This window comes from Streptomyces sp. B1866 (assembly GCF_031932565.1).
GTDB lineage: Bacteria > Actinomycetota > Actinomycetes > Streptomycetales > Streptomycetaceae > Streptomyces.
Genome location: NZ_JAVSCF010000114.1, coordinates 1 through 19,560 on the forward strand (window position 1 = coordinate 1; position 19,560 = coordinate 19,560).

General features: G+C 74.2%; 17 protein-coding genes and 1 pseudogene. 17 read left to right on the plus strand and 1 reads right to left on the minus strand.

Features of this window, described 5'->3' with window-relative positions; translation table 11 throughout:
- The 4 genes from RKE29_RS16445 to nusB all read left to right on the plus strand — a co-directional run.
- Window positions 1–657 (plus strand): AAA family ATPase (locus RKE29_RS16445; protein ID WP_312006150.1); only part of this gene is annotated, 657 nt, incomplete at its 5' end.
- A 73-nt stretch (window positions 658–730) separates the two neighbouring features.
- On the plus strand, window positions 731–1,837 hold the full coding sequence (locus RKE29_RS16450) for an aminopeptidase P family protein (protein ID WP_312006151.1): 1,107 nt from the start codon (window positions 731–733) through the stop codon (window positions 1,835–1,837).
- Between the two features lie 67 nt (window positions 1,838–1,904).
- Window positions 1,905–2,471 (plus strand): elongation factor P, encoded by a 567-nt coding sequence (gene efp, locus RKE29_RS16455; RefSeq protein ID WP_312006152.1) that lies wholly within the window; start codon window positions 1,905–1,907, stop codon window positions 2,469–2,471.
- 2 nt (window positions 2,472–2,473) lie between these two features.
- Window positions 2,474–2,947, plus strand: coding sequence for a transcription antitermination factor NusB (nusB, locus tag RKE29_RS16460; protein WP_312006153.1), 474 nt, complete (start codon window positions 2,474–2,476; stop codon window positions 2,945–2,947).
- Between the two features lie 120 nt (window positions 2,948–3,067).
- Here the strand turns inward: nusB and bldD are convergent, their stop codons facing one another.
- Complete coding sequence (gene bldD, locus RKE29_RS16465; RefSeq protein ID WP_014056259.1) at window positions 3,068–3,568, minus strand: transcriptional regulator BldD; 501 nt, start codon at window positions 3,566–3,568, stop codon at window positions 3,068–3,070.
- 222 nt (window positions 3,569–3,790) lie between these two features.
- Here bldD and pyrR point away from each other — a divergent pair, with 222 nt between their 5' ends.
- The 13 genes and pseudogenes from pyrR to RKE29_RS16530 form a co-directional block, all read left to right on the plus strand.
- Window positions 3,791–4,366 (plus strand): bifunctional pyr operon transcriptional regulator/uracil phosphoribosyltransferase PyrR, encoded by a 576-nt coding sequence (gene pyrR / locus RKE29_RS16470; protein ID WP_312006154.1) that lies wholly within the window; start codon window positions 3,791–3,793, stop codon window positions 4,364–4,366.
- A gap of 106 nt (window positions 4,367–4,472) precedes the next feature.
- Window positions 4,473–5,435: an aspartate carbamoyltransferase catalytic subunit gene (locus tag RKE29_RS16475; protein WP_312006155.1), complete on the plus strand. Its 963-nt coding sequence runs from the start codon at window positions 4,473–4,475 to the stop codon at window positions 5,433–5,435.
- A 43-nt stretch (window positions 5,436–5,478) separates the two neighbouring features.
- Window positions 5,479–6,789: a dihydroorotase gene (locus RKE29_RS16480; RefSeq protein WP_312006156.1), complete on the plus strand. Its 1,311-nt coding sequence runs from the start codon at window positions 5,479–5,481 to the stop codon at window positions 6,787–6,789.
- A 77-nt stretch (window positions 6,790–6,866) separates the two neighbouring features.
- Entirely contained in the window at window positions 6,867–8,012 is a 1,146-nt protein-coding gene (gene carA, locus RKE29_RS16485) for a glutamine-hydrolyzing carbamoyl-phosphate synthase small subunit (RefSeq protein WP_312006157.1), read from the plus strand.
- A complete protein-coding gene (gene carB, locus RKE29_RS16490) occupies window positions 8,005–11,325 on the plus strand; it encodes a carbamoyl-phosphate synthase large subunit (protein WP_312006158.1) in 3,321 nt (1,106 codons plus the stop codon). Before carA ends, carB begins: the two co-directional genes overlap by 8 nt.
- Before the next feature lie 146 nt (window positions 11,326–11,471).
- Window positions 11,472–12,644: a quinone-dependent dihydroorotate dehydrogenase gene (locus RKE29_RS16495; RefSeq protein ID WP_312006165.1), complete on the plus strand. Its 1,173-nt coding sequence runs from the start codon at window positions 11,472–11,474 to the stop codon at window positions 12,642–12,644.
- Window positions 12,641–13,504: an orotidine-5'-phosphate decarboxylase gene (pyrF, locus tag RKE29_RS16500; protein ID WP_312006159.1), complete on the plus strand. Its 864-nt coding sequence runs from the start codon at window positions 12,641–12,643 to the stop codon at window positions 13,502–13,504. The genes RKE29_RS16495 and pyrF overlap by 4 nt, the downstream gene beginning before the upstream one ends.
- A gap of 205 nt (window positions 13,505–13,709) precedes the next feature.
- A complete protein-coding gene (locus RKE29_RS16505; RefSeq protein ID WP_312006160.1) occupies window positions 13,710–14,033 on the plus strand; it encodes an integration host factor in 324 nt (107 codons plus the stop codon).
- Between the two features lie 39 nt (window positions 14,034–14,072).
- Window positions 14,073–14,666: a guanylate kinase gene (gene gmk, locus RKE29_RS16510; RefSeq protein ID WP_312006161.1), complete on the plus strand. Its 594-nt coding sequence runs from the start codon at window positions 14,073–14,075 to the stop codon at window positions 14,664–14,666.
- 194 nt (window positions 14,667–14,860) lie between these two features.
- Entirely contained in the window at window positions 14,861–15,133 is a 273-nt protein-coding gene (rpoZ, locus tag RKE29_RS16515; protein ID WP_312006162.1) for a DNA-directed RNA polymerase subunit omega, read from the plus strand.
- A 132-nt stretch (window positions 15,134–15,265) separates the two neighbouring features.
- The gene (coaBC, locus tag RKE29_RS16520) at window positions 15,266–16,489 is read left to right on the plus strand and encodes a bifunctional phosphopantothenoylcysteine decarboxylase/phosphopantothenate--cysteine ligase CoaBC (protein ID WP_312006163.1); all 1,224 of its coding nucleotides are present in this window, start codon (window positions 15,266–15,268) and stop codon (window positions 16,487–16,489) included.
- A 361-nt stretch (window positions 16,490–16,850) separates the two neighbouring features.
- Entirely contained in the window at window positions 16,851–18,074 is a 1,224-nt protein-coding gene (gene metK / locus RKE29_RS16525) for a methionine adenosyltransferase (protein ID WP_312006164.1), read from the plus strand.
- A gap of 178 nt (window positions 18,075–18,252) precedes the next feature.
- Window positions 18,253–19,560 (plus strand): annotated as a pseudogene (locus RKE29_RS16530) (primosome assembly protein PriA); the annotation flags it as partial.

A 19,560-nucleotide genomic window follows, 5' to 3' on the forward strand; every position in this document is an offset into this window, starting at 1 on the left:
CCCGCGCCGCCCGGCGACCCGGCCGCCACCGGCCACCTGCACCTGCCGCCCGCGGGCCCGGTGCCGCTGCCGCCCGGCCCGGCCGTGGCCGACGCGTCCCGGGCGGCGGTGGCCGTGCTGCTCATCGGCCCGGCGGGCGCCGGCAAGACGACGCTCGCCCGGTACTGGGCCGACCGGCGGCAGGTGCCGACCGCGCACATCAGCCTGGACGACGTCCGCGAGTGGGTCAGGTCCGGCTACGCCAATCCCCAGTCCGGGTGGAACGAGCACTCCGAGGCCCAGTACCGCCTCGCCCGCCGCACCTGCGGGTTCGCCGCCCGCAACTTCCTGGCCAACGGCATATCGTGCATCCTCGACGACGCCGTCTTCCCCGACCGCCCGGCCGTCGGCCTCGGCGGCTGGAAGCGGCACGTCGGCCCCGGCCTGCTACCCGTCGTCGTCCTGCCCGGCCTGGAGGTGGTGCTGGAGCGCAACGCCGCCCGCACCGGCAACCGCCGGCTCAGCGACGAGGAGGTGGCGCGCATCCACGGCCGGATGGCCGGCTGGTACGGCTCCGGCCTGCCGATCATCGACAACTCCGCGTACGACGTGAAGACCACCGCCCGCCTGCTCGACGAGGTCGTCGCGCGCAGCCTGGCCAGCCCGCCCAGCTGGTAGCGGGCGGCGGCCGTACCGCCCATCCGGCCCCCCCGACCGGACGCGGAGCCCGCCGGTCCGTACGCTCGGAGGCATGTCCGAGGTGTACGCGCCCCGCCGTGCGCGGCTGCGCGAGCAGACCGCGGCGGCGGGCGCCGAGGCCGCGCTGGTGAGCCGCCCCGCGAACGTGCGCTACCTGTGCGGCGTCGCGCCCGCCCGCTCCGCCCTGCTCCTCGGGCCGGTCCAGGACGTGCTGGTGGCCGCCCCGACGCCCGCCTGGGATCCCGGGAGCGGGCCGCTGCCCGAGGGGCTGCGGGTGCTGCTGCTGCCCGACCCCGCGGCCGACCCGGCCGCGACCGCCGCCGACCTGGCCGCCGCGGACGGCGCCGGGGCGCTCGCCGTGGAGGAGCACCACCTGACGGTGACCCGGCACCGCGCGCTGCGCGCCGCCGCCCCCGGGCTGCGCCTGGCCGACCTGGGCCGGGCCGTGGAGCAGGCCCGCCTGGTCAAGGACGAGCAGGAGATCGCCTGCCTGCGTATCGCCGCCGAGATCGCCGACCAGGCGCTCGGGGAGCTGCTGGAGTCGATCCTGGTCGGCCGCACCGAGCGGCACCTGGCACTGGAGCTGGAGCGCCGCCTGGTCGACCACGGCGCGGACGGCTCGGCCTTCCCCACCATCGTCGCCGCCGGCCCGCACGCGGGCCGGGCCGTGCACACGCCCACCGACCGGCGCGTGGAGGAGGGCGACTTCCTGAGCATCTGCCTGGGCGCCGACTACCAGGGCTACCGCTGCGAGGTGGGCCGGACGTTCGTCATCGGCACCTCGCCCGCCGACTGGCAGATCGAGCTGTACGACGTCGTCTTCGCCGCGCAGCGGGCCGGCCGGGAGGCGCTGTCCCCGGGCCGGGCCTGCCGGGACGTGGACCGGGCGGCGCGGCACGTGCTGGACGCGGCCGGATACGGCGACGGGGCGGGGCCGGGCATGGGACACGGCGTGGGACTCGAAATAGACGAAGACCCTCGGTTGACACCCTCGGCCATGGGTAAACTGGACGCTTGTGTGCCGGTCACCGTCGAGCCGGGGGTCCACATCCCGGGCCGGGGCGGTGTCCGCATCGACGACACGCTCGTCGTCCGCCCGCAGGCGGACGGGGGGCCAGAGCTCCTCACCATCACGACCAAGGAGCTCCTCGCGCTGTGAGCCGTCACCGGCCCGGCGCGGGCGTTCACCGGTCTCACCAGCGGCAGTCCAGGAGAATCCGAACACCGTGGCCACCACGAACGACCTCAAGAACGGCCTCGTGCTGAAGCTCGACGGCGACCAGCTGTGGTCCGTCGTCGAGTTCCAGCACGTCAAGCCCGGCAAGGGCCCGGCCTTCGTCCGCACCAAGCTGAAGAACGTGCTCTCGGGCAAGGTGGTCGACAAGACCTTCAACGCCGGGGTGAAGGTGGAGACGGCCAACGTCGACAAGCGCGGCATGCAGTTCTCGTACAAGGACGGCGAGAGCTTCGTGTTCATGGACATGGACACCTACGACCAGATCTACGTCACGCCCGAGGTCGTCGGCGACGCCGCCCGGTACCTGCTGGAGGGCTTCGAGGCGGTGGTGGCCATGTACGAGGGCAACCCGCTGTACGTGGAGCTGCCGACGGCCGTCGAGCTGGTGGTGGAGTACACCGAGCCCGGCGTGCAGGGCGACCGGTCCACCGGCGGCACCAAGCCCGCCAGGCTGGAGACCGGGTACGAGATCGGCGTCCCGCTGTTCATCACCACGGGCGAGAAGATCAAGGTGGACACCCGCTCGGGTGACTACCTCGGCCGGGTGAACAGCTGACCGTGGCCGCCCGCAACAAGGCCCGCAAGCGTGCCTTTCAGATCCTCTTCGAGGCCGACCAGCGCGGTGCCGGAGTGCGGACGGTCCTCGCGGACTGGATACGCCACGCGCAGACCGACGACCGGCAGCCTCCCGTCAACGCCTACACCGCGCGGCTGGTGGAGGGATACGACCAGTACGCCGAGCGCATCGACGAGCTGATCTCCACCTACGCGGTGGGCTGGGCGCTGGACCGGATGCCGGTGGTGGACCGGAACATCCTGCGCCTGGCCGCCTACGAGCTGGTGTGGGAGGACGAGACGCCGGACGCGGTGGCGATCGACGAGGCGGTGCAGCTCGCCAGGGAGTTCTCCACCGACGAGTCGCCGTCCTTCGTCAACGGCCTGCTGGGCCGCTTCCAGGAGATCAAGCCCAGCCTGCGCCGCGACGGGCAGCCCGCGGCCGGCGGCCCCCGCCCGGTGGACGGCGGGCGGTAGAGGCCCGGAGCGGCGGGGCGGCCGGGCGCGGCCGCCCCGCCGGGTTTGGGGCGGCCGCGGCGCCGGTCGGCGGCCGCCGCGCGGCCCGATCGGACAGCCCGATCAGACCGGTCAGACCGGTCAGACGTCCTCGTGCTGGACCGCGCGGCGCGCGTCCGCACCCAGCACGCCCCAGCTGATGAGCTGCTCGGTCAGAACCGAGGGCGACTGGTCGTAGATCACGGCGAGAGTGCGCAGGTCGTCCTGCCGGATGGACAGCACCTTGCCGTTGTAGTCGCCGCGCTGGCTCTGGATCGTCGCGGCGTACCGCTGGAGCGGCCCCGCCTTCTCGACCGGCACGTGGGCCAGCCGCTCAAGGTCGAGCACCAGCTTCGGCGGCGGCTCGGCCGCACCGGCCGGGCTGGTGCCCGGCAGCAGCTCCTGCACCGGGACGCCGTAGAAGTCGGCCAGCTCGGCCAGGCGCTGCACGGTCACGGCGCGGTCGCCGCGCTCGTAGGAACCGACCACCACGGCCTTCCAGCGGCCCTGGGACTTCTCCTCGACGCCGTGGAGGGAGAGGCCCTGCTGGGTGCGGATGGCGCGGAGCTTGGCCCCGAGCTGTTTGGCGTATTCGCTGGACATAAGGCTCCCCGGACTTGGTATCAATCATGCGGCTCCGCCGCGTGGCTGTTACTCACTGTGAGGTTACGCAGCGTAATCTCCATTCGTCAAGCCGAACGGAGCGGGAGGGGGTTTCCGCCGGGCCGCCGCCGTGCGTCCCAGCGGGCCCTGGTAGGGTGAATGGCGCATTCCGACGTCCTTTAACGTCCGTCCCGTGAGGCGGAGAAGGAGGTCCGCTCCCTTATGGACGCGAACACTTCCACGGCCGCGCGCTCGGTGCTCGAAGCACCGGACATCGCGCGGGTCCTGACCCGTATCGCCCACGAGATCGTCGAGCGCGCCAAGGGCGCCGACGACGTGGTGCTTCTCGGCATTCCCACCCGGGGCGTCTTCCTGGCCCGCCGGCTGGCCGCCAAGCTGGACGAGATCACCGGGCGTAAGGTCCCAGTGGGCTCTCTCGACATCACCATGTACCGCGACGATTTGCGACTGCGTCCGGCCCGCGCGCTCGCGCGCACCGAGATCCCGGCCGAGGGCGTCGAGGGCCGGCTGGTGGTGCTCGTGGACGACGTGCTCTTCTCCGGCCGCACGATCCGCGCCGCCCTGGACGCCCTGGGCGACATCGGCCGCCCGCGCGCCGTGCAGCTCGCGGTGCTGGTCGACCGGGGCCACCGCGAACTGCCGATCCGCGCCGACTACGTCGGCAAGAACCTCCCCACGTCGCTGCGGGAGACGGTCCGGGTCCAGCTCACCGAGGAGGACGGGCGCGACAGCGTGCTCCTCGGCGTGCGGCCCGCCGCCCCGGCAGGCGAGCGCTAGCGCATCCCGCACGGCCCGCCGCCCGGCGTCCGCCCGGGCCCCGGGCCGCGTGCGCCAACCTGCCGGACATACCCGTCATGCCGATCGAAACCAACGGAGCAACCGGATGAAGCGCCACCTCATCTCGGCCGCCGACCTCACACGCGACGACGCCGTGCTGATCCTCGACACCGCCGAGGAGCTGGACCGGGTCGCGGACCGGCCGATCAAGAAGCTGCCGACCCTGCGCGGCCGCACCGTCGTGAACCTGTTCTTCGAGGACTCCACCCGCACCCGCATCTCCTTCGAGGCCGCCGCCAAGCGGCTGTCCGCCGATGTGATCAACTTCTCGGCGAAGGGCTCGTCGGTGTCCAAGGGCGAGTCCCTGAAGGACACCGCGCTCACCCTGGAGGCGATGGGCGCCGACGCCGTCGTCATCCGGCACCACGACTCCGGCGCGCCGCACCGGCTGGCCACCTCCGGCTGGATCGGCGGCTCGGTCGTCAACGCGGGCGACGGCACGCACGAGCACCCCACCCAGGCCCTCCTGGACGCCTTCACCATCCGCCGCCGCCTCGGCGGCGGCCCCGGCCAGGACCTCGCCGGCCGCCGCGTGACGATCGTCGGCGACATCCTGCACAGCCGCGTGGCCCGGTCGGGCGTCCACCTGCTGAGCACCCTCGGCGCCGAGGTCACGCTCGTCGCCCCGCCCACCCTGATGCCGCTGGGCGTGGCGCGCTGGCCGTGCGAGACCGGCTACGACCTCGACGCGGTCATTGGCAAGTCCGACGCGGTGATGATGCTGCGCGTCCAGCGCGAGCGCATGCACGCCGCCTACTTCCCCACCGAGCGCGAATACGCGCGCCGGTACGGCCTGAACGGCGAGCGGATGGCCCGCATGCCCGAGCACGCCATCGTCATGCACCCCGGGCCGATGAACCGCGGCATGGAGATCACCGCCGAGGTCGCCGACTCGCCGCGCTGCACCGCCGTCGAGCAGGTCGCCGGCGGCGTCAGCGTCCGCATGGCCGTGCTGTACCTGCTGCTGGGCGGCAACGGCCCCGCGGCCGCCCCCGCCCGTCCCCAGTGAACCCGCCCCAGCCCCCGCAACCCCCCGCCCCGAGGAGCCACCCGTGACCGACAGCACCAGCCAGCCCGGCGGCAGGACCCTGCTGCGCGGCGCGCGTCTCCTCGGCGGCGAGCCGCGCGACGTCCTCATCGAGGGCGAGACCGTCGCCGCGGTCGGCGCGGACCTGCCCGCCGACGGCGCCGCCGTGATCGACGCGGCCGGCCAGGTCCTGCTGCCCGGCCTGGTGGACCTGCACACCCACCTGCGCGAACCCGGCCGGGAGGACTCCGAGACCGTCCTCACCGGCACCCGCGCCGCGGCCCTCGGCGGCTTCACCGCCGTGCACGCCATGGCCAACACCTTCCCCGTCGCGGACACCGCGGGCGTGGTGGAGCAGGTCTGGCGGCTCGGCCGCGCCCACGGATACTGCGACGTGCGGCCGGTGGGCGCGGTGACCGTCGGCCTGGAGGGGCAGAAGCTCGCCGAGCTGGGCGCCATGCACGAGTCCGCGGCCGGCGTGCGGGTCTTCTCCGACGACGGCAAGTGCGTGGACGACGCGGTGATCATGCGCCGCGCGCTGGAGTACGTGAAGGCCTTCGACGGCGTCATCGCCCAGCACGCCCAGGAGCCGCGGCTGACCGAGGGCGCCCAGATGAACGAGGGCGCCGTCTCCGCCGAGCTGGGCCTGGCCGGCTGGCCCGCCGTCGCCGAGGAGTCGATCATCGCCCGGGACGTGCTGCTCGCCGCGCACGTCGGCTCCCGCGTGCACATCTGCCACCTGTCCACCGCCGGCTCGGTGGAGATCGTCCGCTGGGCCAAGTCCAAGGGCTGGGACGTCACCGCCGAGGTCACCCCGCACCACCTGCTGCTCACCGACGAACTCGTGCGCTCCTACGACCCGGTCTACAAGGTCAACCCGCCGCTGCGCACCGAGGCCGACGTGCTCGCCCTGCGCCAGGCGCTCGCCGACGGCACCATCGACTGCGTGGCCACCGACCACGCCCCCCACCCGCACGAGGACAAGGACTGCGAGTGGGGCGCCGCGGCCATGGGCATGGTCGGCCTGGAGACCGCGCTGTCCGTCGTCCAGCACACCATGGTCGACACCGGCCTGCTGGACTGGGCGGGCGTCGCCGACCGGATGTCCGTGCGCCCCTCCGTCATCGGCCGCCTGTCCGGCCACGGCCGCCCGGTCGCGCCCGGCGAGCCGGCCAACCTCACCCTGGTCGACCCCGCCCACCGCGCCGCGGTGGACCCGGCCCGCTTCGCCTCCCGCAGCCGCAACACCCCCTACGCCGGCCGCGAGCTGCCCGGCCGGGTCACCCACACCTTCCTGCGCGGCCGGGCCACCGTCGCCGACGGGAGGCTGACGTGACCCGCGCCCCCCGGCCCCGCCGTACGGCCGCCACCCCCCCCGCCCCCGACCCCAGCCCCGACCCAGGAAGGCGCCTGATGACCCCCGCCGCAGTCCCCGGCCGCGCCAAGGCCCCCGCCGTGCTCGTCCTGGAGGACGGCCGCACCTTCCGCGGCCGCGCCTACGGTGCGGTGGGGCAGACCCTGGGCGAGGCCGTGTTCTCCACCGGTATGACCGGCTACCAGGAGACCCTGACCGACCCGTCCTACCACCGGCAGGTCGTGGTGATGACCGCGCCGCACGTCGGCAACACCGGCGTCAACGACGAGGACCCGGAGTCCCGGCGCGTCTGGGTGGCCGGCTACGTGGTGCGCGATCCCGCCCGCGTCCCGTCCAACTGGCGCTCCGTGCGCTCCCTGGACGAGGAGCTGACCGCTCAGGGCGTCGTCGGCATCTGCGGCGTCGACACCCGCGCGCTCACCCGCCACCTGCGCGAGCGCGGCGCCATGCGGGTGGGCATCTTCTCCGGCGACGCGATCGACGACGAGGCCGCGCTGCTGGCCAGGGTCCGCCAGGCGCCGCCGATGGCGGGCGCCGACCTGTGCGCCGAGGTCGCCACCAGCGAGCCGTACGTCGTCCCGGCCATCGGGCCCAGGCGGTTCACCGTCGCCGCGGTGGACCTGGGCATCAAGGGGATGACGCCGCACCGGATGGCCGAGCGGGGCATCGAGGTGCACGTGCTGCCCGCCACCGCGACCGTGGAGGAGGTGTACGCGGCCGGGCCGGACGGCGTGTTCTTCTCCAACGGGCCCGGCGACCCGGCCACCGCCGACCACCCGGTCGCGGTGATGCGGGCCGTGCTGGAGCGGGGCACCCCGCTGTTCGGCATCTGCTTCGGCAACCAGATCCTCGGCCGTGCGCTGGGCTTCGGCACGTACAAGCTCAAGTACGGCCACCGCGGCATCAACCAGCCGGTGAAGGACCTGGCCACCGGCAAGGTCGAGGTCACCGCGCACAACCACGGCTTCGCCGTCGACGCCCCCCTGGACCGGATCTCCGACACCCCCTACGGCCGGGCCGAGGTCTCCCACGTCTGCCTCAACGACAACGTGGTCGAGGGGCTGCGGCTGCTCGACCGCCCCGCCTTCAGCGTCCAGTACCACCCCGAGGCCGCCGCGGGGCCGCACGACGCCGCGTACCTGTTCGACCGCTTCGTCTCCCTGATGGAGGACCGGCGTGCCTAAACGCACCGACATCCAGTCCGTTCTGGTCATCGGCTCCGGGCCGATCGTCATCGGCCAGGCCGCCGAGTTCGACTACTCCGGCACCCAGGCCTGCCGTGTCCTGAAGGCCGAGGGCCTGCGGGTGGTCCTGGTCAACTCCAACCCGGCCACGATCATGACCGACCCGGAGGTCGCCGACGCCACCTACGTCGAGCCGATCACCCCGGACTTCGTCGAGAAGATCATCGCCAAGGAGCGGCCCGACGCGCTGCTGCCCACCCTCGGCGGCCAGACCGCGCTCAACACCGCCATCGCCCTGCACGAGGCGGGCACCCTCCAGCGCTACGGCGTGGAGCTGATCGGCGCCAACGTCGAGGCCATCCACAAGGGCGAGGACCGCGACCGGTTCAAGGACGTCGTCGCCGCCGTGGCCGCCCGGATCGGGCACGGCGAGTCCGCCCGCTCGGTCATCTGCCACTCGATGGAGGAGGTGCTGGCCGGCGTCGACGAACTCGGCGGCTACCCGGTCGTGGTCCGCCCGTCCTTCACCATGGGCGGCGCCGGCTCCGGCTTCGCCCACGACGAGGAGGAGCTGCGCCGCATCGCCGGCCAGGGCCTGGCCCTGTCGCCCACCACCGAGGTGCTGCTGGAGGAGTCCATCCTCGGCTGGAAGGAGTACGAGCTGGAGCTGATGCGCGACCGCAACGACAACGTCGTGGTCGTCTGCTCCATCGAGAACCTCGACCCGATGGGCGTGCACACCGGCGACTCGATCACCGTGGCCCCGGCGATGACGCTCACCGACCGCGAGTACCAGATCCTGCGCGACATCGGCATCGCCGTCATCCGCGAGGTCGGCGTCGACACCGGCGGCTGCAACATCCAGTTCGCCGTCAACCCCGAGGACGGCCGGGTCATCGTCATCGAGATGAACCCGCGCGTCTCCCGCTCCTCGGCGCTCGCGTCCAAGGCCACCGGCTTCCCCATCGCCAAGATCGCCGCGCGGCTCGCCGTCGGCTACACCCTGGACGAGATCCCCAACGACATCACCGAGCAGACCCCGGCCTCCTTCGAGCCCACGCTCGACTACGTGGTCGTGAAGGTGCCGCGCTTCGCGTTCGAGAAGTTCCCGGCCGCCGACGCCCGGCTGACCACCACCATGAAGTCCGTCGGCGAGGCCATGGCCGTCGGCCGCAACTTCACCGAGGCCCTCCAGAAGGCGCTGCGCTCCCTGGAGAAGAAGGGCAGCCAGTTCTCCTTCGCCGGCGACCCGCGCGAGCTGGGCGCCAAGGAGGACCTGCTGGTCCGCGCGGCCGTGCCCACCGACGGCCGGATCAACACCGTCATGGACGCGATCCGCGCCGGCGCCACCCCCGCGGAGGTCTTCGAGGCGACGAAGATCGACCCCTGGTTCATCGACCAGCTCTTCCTGCTCAAGGAGACCGCCGACGAGCTGGCCGCCGCCGAGCAGCTCGGCCCCGAGCTGCTGTACGAGGCCAAGCGGCACGGCTTCTCCGACGCCCAGATCGCCGGCATCCGGGGCCTGCGCGAGGAGGTCGTGCGCCAGGTGCGGCACGCCCTGGGCGTACGGCCGGTCTACAAGACCGTCGACACCTGCGCCGCCGAGTTCGCCGCCCGCACGCCGTACTTCTACTCCTCCTACGACGAGGAGAGCGAGGTCGCGCCCCGCACCAAACCGGCCGTGATCATCCTCGGCTCCGGGCCCAACCGCATCGGCCAGGGCATCGAGTTCGACTACTCCTGCGTGCACGCCTCCTTCGCACTGCACGACGCGGGCTACGAGACCGTCATGGTCAACTGCAACCCCGAGACCGTCTCCACCGACTACGACACCTCCGACCGGCTCTACTTCGAGCCGCTGACCCTGGAGGACGTGCTGGAGGTCGTGCACGCCGAGACCCAGGCCGGCCCCGTCGCGGGTGTCATCGTCCAGCTCGGCGGCCAGACCCCGCTGGGCCTGGCCCAGGCCCTGAAGGACAACGGCGTGCCCGTCGCGGGCACCTCGCCCGAGGCCATCCACCTCGCCGAGGAGCGCGGCGCCTTCGGCCGGGTGCTGGCCGAGGCCGGGCTGCCGGCGCCGAAGTACGGCACCGCCTTCTCCTTCGACCAGGCTCAGGGCATCGCCGCCGAGATCGGCTACCCCGTCATGGTCCGCCCCAGCTACGTGCTCGGCGGGCGCGGCATGGAGATCGTCTACGACGAGCCCTCACTCGCCGCCTACCTCCAGCGGCACGCCGGCCTGATCGCCGAGCACCCCGTGCTCATCGACCGCTTCCTCGACGACGCCGTCGAGATCGACGTCGACGCCCTCTACGACGGCCACGAGCTGTACCTCGGCGGCGTCATGGAGCACATCGAGGAAGCCGGCATCCACTCCGGCGACTCCGCCTGCGCGCTGCCGCCCATCACCCTCGGCGGGCACGACATCAAGCGGCTGCGGGCCTCCACCGAGGCCATCGCCCGCGGCGTCGGCGTACGCGGCCTGATCAACATCCAGTTCGCCCTCGCCGGGGACATCCTGTACGTGCTGGAGGCCAACCCCCGCGCCTCCCGCACCGTCCCGTTCACCTCCAAGGCCACCGCCGTGCCGCTGGCCAAGGCCGCCGCCCGCATCTCGCTGGGCGCCACCATCGCCGAACTGCGCGCCGAGGGCCTGCTGCCCGCACGCGGCGACGGCGGCACCCTCCCGCTGGACGCGCCGATCTCCGTCAAGGAGGCGGTCATGCCCTTCAGCCGCTTCCGCGACCCCGCGGGGCGGACCGTGGACACCGTCCTGGGCCCGGAGATGCGCTCCACCGGCGAGGTCATGGGCATCGACTCCGTCTTCGGCACCGCCTACGCCAAGTCCCAGGCCGGCGCGTACGGCGCGCTGCCCACCAAGGGCCGCGCGTTCGTGTCCGTCGCCAACCGCGACAAGCGCTCGATGATCTTCCCGGCCCGCGAACTGGTCGCCATGGGCTTCGAGCTGCTGGCCACCTCCGGCACCGCCGAGGTACTGCGCCGCAACGGCATCACCGCCACCGTCGTACGCAAGCACAGCGAGGGCGAGGGACCGGACGGCGAGCCGACCATCGTCCAGCTCATCCACGACGGGCACGTCGACCTCATCGTCAACACGCCCTACGGCACCGGCAGCCGCCTGGACGGCTACGACATCCGCACCGCGGCCGTCGCCCGCGGCGTGCCCTGCCTGACCACCGTCCAGGCCCTGGCCGCCGCCGTCCAGGGCATCGAGGCGTCCGGCCGCGGCGAGGTCGGGGTGCTCTCCCTCCAGGAGCACGCCCGGTTCCTGGCCGCCGCGCGCGAGGAGTAGCCCGGCCGGCGGCGCGGGCGCACCCGCCCGCGCCGCCGACCGCCCCCGGCCCTCCCGCGAACCCCCGCCAGAAAGCCCGACGCATGTACGCCCTCCTGTTCCGCCTCGTCTTCCGCCGCATGGACGCCGAGCGNAAAGCCCGACGCATGTACGCCCTCCTGTTCCGCCTCGTCTTCCGCCGCATGGACGCCGAGCGCGCCCACCGGCTCGCCTTCGCCTGGATCCGGCTCGCCGCGCGCGTGCCCGTCCTGCGCGCGCTCACCGCCCGCGTGTGCGCCCCGCGCGGGGCGGCCCTGCGCGTGACGGCCCTGGGCCTGCACCTGCCCGGCCCGTTCGGCCTGGCCGCGGGCTTCGACAAGAACGCCGTCGGGATCGACGGCCTGACGATGCTCGGCTTCGGCCACGTCGAGGTCGGCACCGTCACCGCCCGGCCCCAGCCCGGCAACCCCCGGCCCCGGCTCTTCCGGCTGCCGGCCGACCGCGCGCTGATCAACCGCATGGGCTTCAACAACGACGGCTCCGCGGCCGTGGCCGCCCGCCTCGCGGCCCGCACCCCGGCCCTCCCCGCCGTCGTCGGCGTCAACATCGGCAAGACCAAGGCCGTCCCCGAGGAGGACGCCGTCGCCGACTACGTGACCTCGACCGAGCGACTCGCCGCACACGCCGACTACCTCGTCGTCAACGTCTCCTCGCCCAACACTCCCGGGCTGCGCGACCTCCAGGCCGCCGACCGGCTGCGCCCGCTGCTGACCGCCGTGCGCCAGGCCGCCGACCGCACCGTACGCGGCCGCCGCGTGCCGCTGCTGGTCAAGATCGCGCCGGACCTCGCGGACCCGGACGTGGACGCGGTCGCCGACCTCGCCGTCGACCTGGGCCTCGACGGCATCATCGCCACCAACACCACCGTCGCCCGCGGCAACCTGCCGCACACCGACCCGGGCGCGGTCGGCCGGGCCGGCCCCGGCGGCCTGTCCGGGCCACCGCTGCGCGACCGCTCCCTGGAGGTGCTGCGCCGCCTGTACGCGCGTGTCGGCGACCGGATCACGCTCGTCGGCGTCGGCGGCGTGGAGAGCGCCGACGACGTGTGGGAGCGCGTCCTGGCCGGCGCCACCCTCGTCCAGGGCTACACCGGCTTCATCTACCACGGACCGCTGTGGTGCCGGCGGCTGAACCGGGGCCTGGCCCGGCGGCTGGCCGCGAGCCCGTACGCCACCCTCGCCGACGCCGTCGGCGCCGCCGCCCGCCCCGCCCCCGGGGCGGGCGCCGCCCCGGCCGCCCGCCGCGCCACCGGCCGGCCCGAACCCGGAGGAACCCCGTGACCTCGACGCCCGAGCCGTTCGGCGCCCGCCTGCGCCGCGCCCTGGACACCCGCGGGCCGCTGTGCGTCGGCATCGACCCGCACCCCGCGCTGCTCGCCGAGTGGGGCCTGGCCGACGACGTCGCGGGCCTGGAGCGGTTCACCCGTACGGCCGTCGACGCGCTCGCCGGCTCCACGGCCGTCCTCAAGCCCCAGTCGGCCTTCTACGAGCGTTTCGGCTCGCGCGGGATCGCCGTCCTGGAGCGGGCCGTCGCCGACGCGCGCGCCGCCGGGGCGCTGGTGCTGCTGGACGTCAAGCGCGGCGACATCGGCTCCACCATGGCCGCGTACGCCGCCGCCTACCTCGACCCGGCCGGCCCCCTGCGCTGCGACGCGGTCACCCTCAGCCCGTACCTCGGCTTCGGCGCGCTGCGCCCGGCCCTGGACGCCGCCCGCGCGGGTGGCGCGGGCGTCTTCGTGCTGGCCCTGACCTCCAACCCGGAGGGCGCCGAGGTGCAGCACGCGGTGTCCGCGGGCGGCCCGACCGTCGCGGCCGGGGTGCTCGCCCACCTGCGGGCGGAGAACGCCGAGGCCGCCCGCGCGGGCGTGTGGGGCTCCTGCGGCGCCGTGGTGGGCGCCACACTCGGCACGGCCCCGGAGCGGGCCGCGGGCGGCTCCCTGGACATCGGCGGCCCGCTGCTGGCGCCCGGCATCGGCGCGCAGGGCGCCACCCCGGCGGACCTGCCGAAGGTCTTCGGCGCGGCGGTGCGCGACGTGGTCCCCAGCGTCAGCCGCGGGGTGCTGCGGCACGGCCCGGACCCGGCCGGATTGATTGAAGCCGCAACCCGTTTTGTCGATCAGGTGCGTGCCGCGGCCGGATAAGCCATTAATTTTGTCGTGAAAAGTCCTGGTCGGGCAAGTCTGACCAGGACTTTTCGACTGTTCTCGCTGACTGGAGCGGGAACGGCCGCTACTCTCCGACGTGAGCCAGTGCGCGAGCGCGTTGCGCATTGCTCCCCCAGGTGAGGGGCGACTAGGTTCCTCACCGGTCCATATCCGACAGTTCGACATCCGAGGTGACGTAGGCGTGGCTCTTCCGCCCCTTACCCCTGAACAGCGCGCAGCCGCGCTTGAGAAGGCCGCCGCGGCTCGCCGGGAGCGCGCCAAGGTCAAGAATCAGCTCAAGCACTCCGGCGCCTCTCTGCACGAGGTCATCAAGCAGGGCCAGGAGAACGACGTCATCGGCAAGATGAAGGTCTCCGCCCTGCTGGAGTCCCTGCCCGGCGTCGGCAAGGTCCGCGCCAAGCAGATCATGGAGCGGCTCGGCATCTCCGAGAGCCGGCGCGTGCGCGGGCTCGGCTCCAACCAGATCGCGTCGCTGGAGCGTGAGTTCGGCAGCACCGCCGGCTGACGTTTCCGGCACCGCGCGGGAAGCTGGAATAATCGCTGCATGGCAGCAGACTCCCGGGGGGCCACCCCCCCGTCCCCGCACGTACGCCCGCGGCTGACCGTGCTCTCCGGTCCCTCCGGGGTCGGCAAGAGCACGGTCGTCGCCCACCTGCGCGCGGAGCACCCCGAGGTCTGGGTCTCGGTCTCGGCCACGACCCGCCGGCCCCGGCCCGGCGAGCGGGACGGCGTCCACTACTTCTTCGTGGACGACGGGGAGTTCGACAAGCTCGTCGCCAACGGCGAGCTGCTGGAGTGGGCCGAGTTCGCGGGCCACCGGTACGGCACGCCGCGCCGCCCGGTCGCCGACCGGCTCCAGGCGGGCGAGCCCGTGCTGCTGGAGATCGACCTCCAGGGCGCGCGGCTGGTGCGCGCGTCCATGCCGCAGGCCCGCCTGGTCTTCCTCGCGCCGCCGAGCTGGGAGGAGCTGGTGCGCCGGCTCACCGGCCGGGGGACGGAGTCCTCCGAGGTCGTCCAGCGGCGGCTGGAGGCGGCGCGCACGGAGCTGGCGGCCGAGCCGGAGTTCGACCACACCCTGGTCAACACCTCCGTCGAGGACGTGTCGCGCGAGCTGCTAGCCTTGACGCGAGCTGTATGATTTCGCCCCGGTGCGCCGCCCGCTCGTACGGCGCGGGCCGCCCCTGCCTCGTCAGGGCCCGCCGCGCCCTGAGCAGGACGGCGGCGGACGCACCGACAGACCACGACACGACCACGACTCCGCCGGCCGGGCCTCGCGGCCCGGGGCGAACCGGCGGAGCCGCCCAGAAGCACCCACCCACCGGAAGGCATCGAGTGTCCTCTTCCATCACCGCTCCCGAGGGCATCATCAACCCCCCGATCGATGAGCTGCTCGAAGCCACGGACTCCAAGTACAGCCTCGTGATCTACGCCGCCAAGCGCGCGCGCCAGATCAACGCGTACTACTCCCAGCTCGGCGAGGGCCTGCTGGAGTACGTCGGCCCGCTGGTGGACACGCACGTCCACGAGAAGCCGCTGTCGATCGCGCTGCGCGAGATCAACGCGGGCCTGCTGACGTCCGAGGCCGTCGAGGGCCAGGCCCAGTAGGGCCGTCGCGCACCGACACCGTGGCCCGGCAGCGCCGCTGCCGGGCCGTCTGTGTGCCCGCGCAGGCGCGCGGGGAGCGGGCGCGGCGTTGAGAGCCGAGAGCAACGAGGAGCCGGGGAGAGGCGAGGAGCGATGGTGGAGCCGGCTGAGGGCGCCGTGCGGGTCGTCCTGGGCGTCAGCGGCGGCATCGCCGCCTACAAGGCGTGCGAGCTGCTGCGCCGCCTCACCGAGTCCGGGCACCGGGTGCAGGTCGTGCCCACCGCGTCGGCGCTGCGCTTCGTCGGCGAGGCCACCTGGGCGGCCCTGTCCGGCCGGCCCGCGGCCACCGAGGTCTGGGCGAGCGTGCACGACGTGCCGCACGTCCGCATCGGCCAGACGGCCGACCTCGTCGTCGTCGCCCCGGCCACCGCCGACACGCTCGCCCGGGCCGCCCACGGCCTCGCCGACGACCTGCTCACCAACACGCTGCTGACCGCCCGCTGCCCGGTCGTCTTCGCGCCCGCCATGCACACCGAGATGTGGGAGCACCCGGCCACCCAGGAGAACGTGGCCACGCTGCGCCGCCGCGGCTGCGTCGTCGTCGAGCCCGCCGTGGGCCGGCTCACCGGCGCCGACACCGGCAAGGGCCGGCTGCCGGACCCGGCCGAGATCTTCGAGGTCTGCCGCCGGGTGCTGGCCCGCGGCGCGGCCGGGGTCCGGGCCGACCTCGCCGGCCGCCACGTGGTGGTGAGCGCGGGCGGCACCCGCGAGCCGCTGGACCCGGTGCGCTTCCTGGGCAACCGCTCCTCCGGCCGCCAGGGCTACGCGCTGGCCCGCGTGGCCGTCGCCCGCGGGGCCCGGGTCACGCTCGTCGCGGCCAACACCGAGCTGCCCGATCCGGCCGGGGTCGACGTGCTGCGGGTGGGCACGGCCGCGCAGCTGCGCGAGGCGGTGCTGAAGGCCGCGGCGGACGCCGACGCCCTGGTGATGGCCGCGGCCGTGGCGGACTTCCGGCCCGCGCGGTACGCCGAGGGGAAGATCAAGAAGGCCGAGGGGCGGGACCCCGACCCGGTCGCCCTCGTGCGCAACCCGGACATCCTGGCCGAGGTGAGCGCCGACCGGCCGCGCGCCGGCCAGGTCGTGGTCGGGTTCGCCGCGGAGACCGACGACGTGCTGGCCAACGGGCGCGCCAAGCTCGCCCGGAAGGGCTGCGACCTGCTCGTGGTCAACGAGGTGGGGGAGCGCCGCACCTTCGGTGAGGACACCAACGAGGCGGTGGTGCTGGCCGCCGACGGGACCGAGACCGCCGTGCCGCACGGGCCGAAGGAGGCCCTGGCGGACACCGTGTGGGACCTGGTCGCCGCCCGCCTCGGCTGACGCCGCGACCCCGGCCCGGCCCGTACGGTCGCCGGTCCGTCACGGGCCGGGTCCGTACGGTCCGGCCCGTGCGCGCCGGGTCCGTACCGCTCCGGGGCGTCCGCCGTGCGCTCCGGAAGGCCGCGATCCGGTGATCTTCATACGCGTGGACGCGCATGAAGGCTTCCTTGCCATCCCGTTGCCGGGGCTGTTTTTCCGCTCAGACAGCGGTATGTTCCCGCTCATGACGTGCCCGCTTCGTGGGACGGTGCCCCCACGCGGAGGACGCGCCGGATAAACTGGCGCAGGAACCGTGTCGGGCGCAGCTCCCGTAGCGGTCCAGCCATGACAGCCAGCAGCCGCTGCAACCCCAGGGAGCGATGTGTCCCGCCGCCTGTTCACCTCGGAGTCCGTGACCGAGGGCCACCCTGACAAGATCGCCGACCAGATCAGCGACACCATCCTCGACGCCCTCCTGAAGGAGGACCCCACCTCGCGCGTGGCCGTCGAGACGCTGATCACCACCGGTCTGGTGCACGTGGCCGGAGAGGTCACCACCAAGGCGTACGCGCCGATCGCGTCGCTCGTGCGCAACAAGATCCTCGACATCGGCTACGACTCCTCGAAGAAGGGCTTCGACGGCGGCTCCTGCGGCGTGTCGGTGTCCATCGGCGCGCAGTCCCCGGACATCGCCCAGGGCGTCGACACCGCCTACGAGCAGCGCGTCGAGGGTGCCGCCGGTGGTGAGGAGGGTGACGAGCTGGACCAGCAGGGCGCGGGCGACCAGGGCCTGATGTTCGGCTTCGCGTGCGACGAGACGCCGGAGCTGATGCCGCTGCCGATCAACCTCGCGCACCGGCTGTCCCGCCGCCTGTCGGAGGTCCGCAGGAACGGCACCATCCCCTACCTGCGCCCGGACGGCAAGACGCAGGTCACCATCGAGTACGACGGCAACAAGCCGGTCCGCCTGGACACCGTCGTCGTCTCCTCGCAGCACGCCTCCGACATCGACCTGGAGTCCCTGCTGGCGCCCGACATCCGCGAGTTCGTGGTCGAGCACGTGCTGGGCGAGCTGGTCGGCGACGGCATCAAGCTGGACACCGAGAACTACCGCCTGCTGGTCAACCCCACCGGGCGGTTCGAGATCGGCGGCCCGATGGGCGACGCGGGCCTGACCGGCCGCAAGATCATCATCGACACCTACGGCGGCATGGCCCGGCACGGCGGCGGCGCCTTCTCCGGCAAGGACCCCTCCAAGGTCGACCGCTCCGCGGCGTACGCGATGCGCTGGGTCGCCAAGAACGTGGTCGCGGCGGGCCTGGCCACCCGCTGCGAGGTGCAGGTCGCCTACGCGATCGGCAAGGCCGAGCCGGTCGGCCTGTTCGTGGAGACCTTCGGCACCGCCACCGTCGAGCCGGAGAAGATCGAGCAGGCCATCTCCGAGGTCTTCGACCTCCGCCCGGCCGCCATCATCCGCGACCTGGACCTGCTGCGCCCGATCTACGCCCAGACCGCGGCGTACGGGCACTTCGGCCGGGAGCTGCCGGACTTCACCTGGGAGCGCACCGACCGCGTGGACGCGCTGCGCGCCGCCGTCGGCCGCTAGGCGTTCCGCGAAGGCCCGGGCTCCCCTCACGCGGGGGCCCGGGCCTTCGCGGCTGCGGCCGCTGTCGGTGCCGTCTGCTAAGACTTGAAGCGTGAGCGGCGAGAACGGCCGGCCCGAGCCGGCACCCCGGCGGGAGCCCGCGGCGCGGCGCCCGCCCGGGGCCGAGCAGCTCGCGCTCATCCGGGAGGCGGTCCGCGCCGCACCCCGCGCCCGCCCGCGCACCTGGCGCGGCGCGCCGCTCGCCGAACGGCTGCCCGTCGCGCGGGTGCTGGTGGACAAGGGCCCGGTCCACCTCGACCGGCTGTGGGACTACGCGGTCCCGGCCGACCTGGACGACCAGGCCCGGCCCGGCGTGCGGGTCCGGGTGCGCTTCGGCGCCGGGGCGGGCCGGGTGCGCGGCGGGCGCCGGGAGGGCGGAAAGCTGCTCGACGGGTTCCTCGTGGACCGCGTCGCCGCGTCCGACTACGCGGGCCCGCTCGCCGCCCTCGCCCAGGTGGTCTCGCCCGAGCCGGTCCTCTCCCCGGAGCTGCTGGACCTGTGCCGGGCCGTCGCCGACCGGTACGCCGGGTCCGTCGCCGACGTCCTCCAGCTCGCCGTGCCGCCCCGCAGCGCCCAGGCCGAGGCCGAGCCGTCCCCGCCGCCGCTGCCCGCGCCCGCGCCGCCCCCGCCCGGCGGCTGGTCGCGCTACGCGTCGGGCGGCGCCCTGCTGGACGCGCTCGCTCAGGGCGGCACCCCGCGCGCCGTGTGGACCGCCCTGCCCGGACCCCACTGGCCCGCGGAGCTGGCGGCCGCCGTGGCCGCGACCCTGGCCTCCGGGCGCGGCGCCCTCGCGGTGCTGCCCGACGGGCGGTCGGCCGCGCGCGTGGACGCGGCGCTGACCGCGCTGGCCGGCCCCGGGCGGCACGTCCTGCTCACCGCCGGCCTCGGGCCCAAGGAGCGCTACCGCCGCTGGCTCGCCGTGCGCCGCGGGTCCGTACGGGCGGTGGTCGGCACCCGGGCGGCGATGTTCGCGCCGGTGGCGGACCTCGGCCTGGTGGCGGTCTGGGACGACGGGAACACCAGCCACTGCGACGACCACGCCCCCCAGCCGCACGTGCGGGAGGTGCTGCTGCTGCGCGCCGTGCGGGAGCGCACCGGCTTCCTGCTCGGCGACCTCGGCCGCACCGTGGAGGCGGCCCAGCTGCTGGAGAACGGCTGGGCCCGGGCCGTGACGGCCGGCCGCGAGCAGGTCCGCGCGGCCGCGCCGCTGGTGCGCACCGCCGCAGACGGCGAGCCGTCCCGCGACCCGGCCGCGCGCGCCGCCCGGCTGCCCACCCTCGCCTGGCAGACCGTGCGCGACGGCCTCACGCGCGGGCCGGTGCTGGTCCAGGTCCCCCGGCGCGGGTACGTGCCCGGGCTGGCCTGCGAGCGCTGCCGGGAGCCCGCGCGGTGCGCGCGGTGCGCGGGCCCGCTCCAGGCCCCGGCGGCCCACGACGCGCCGCAGTGC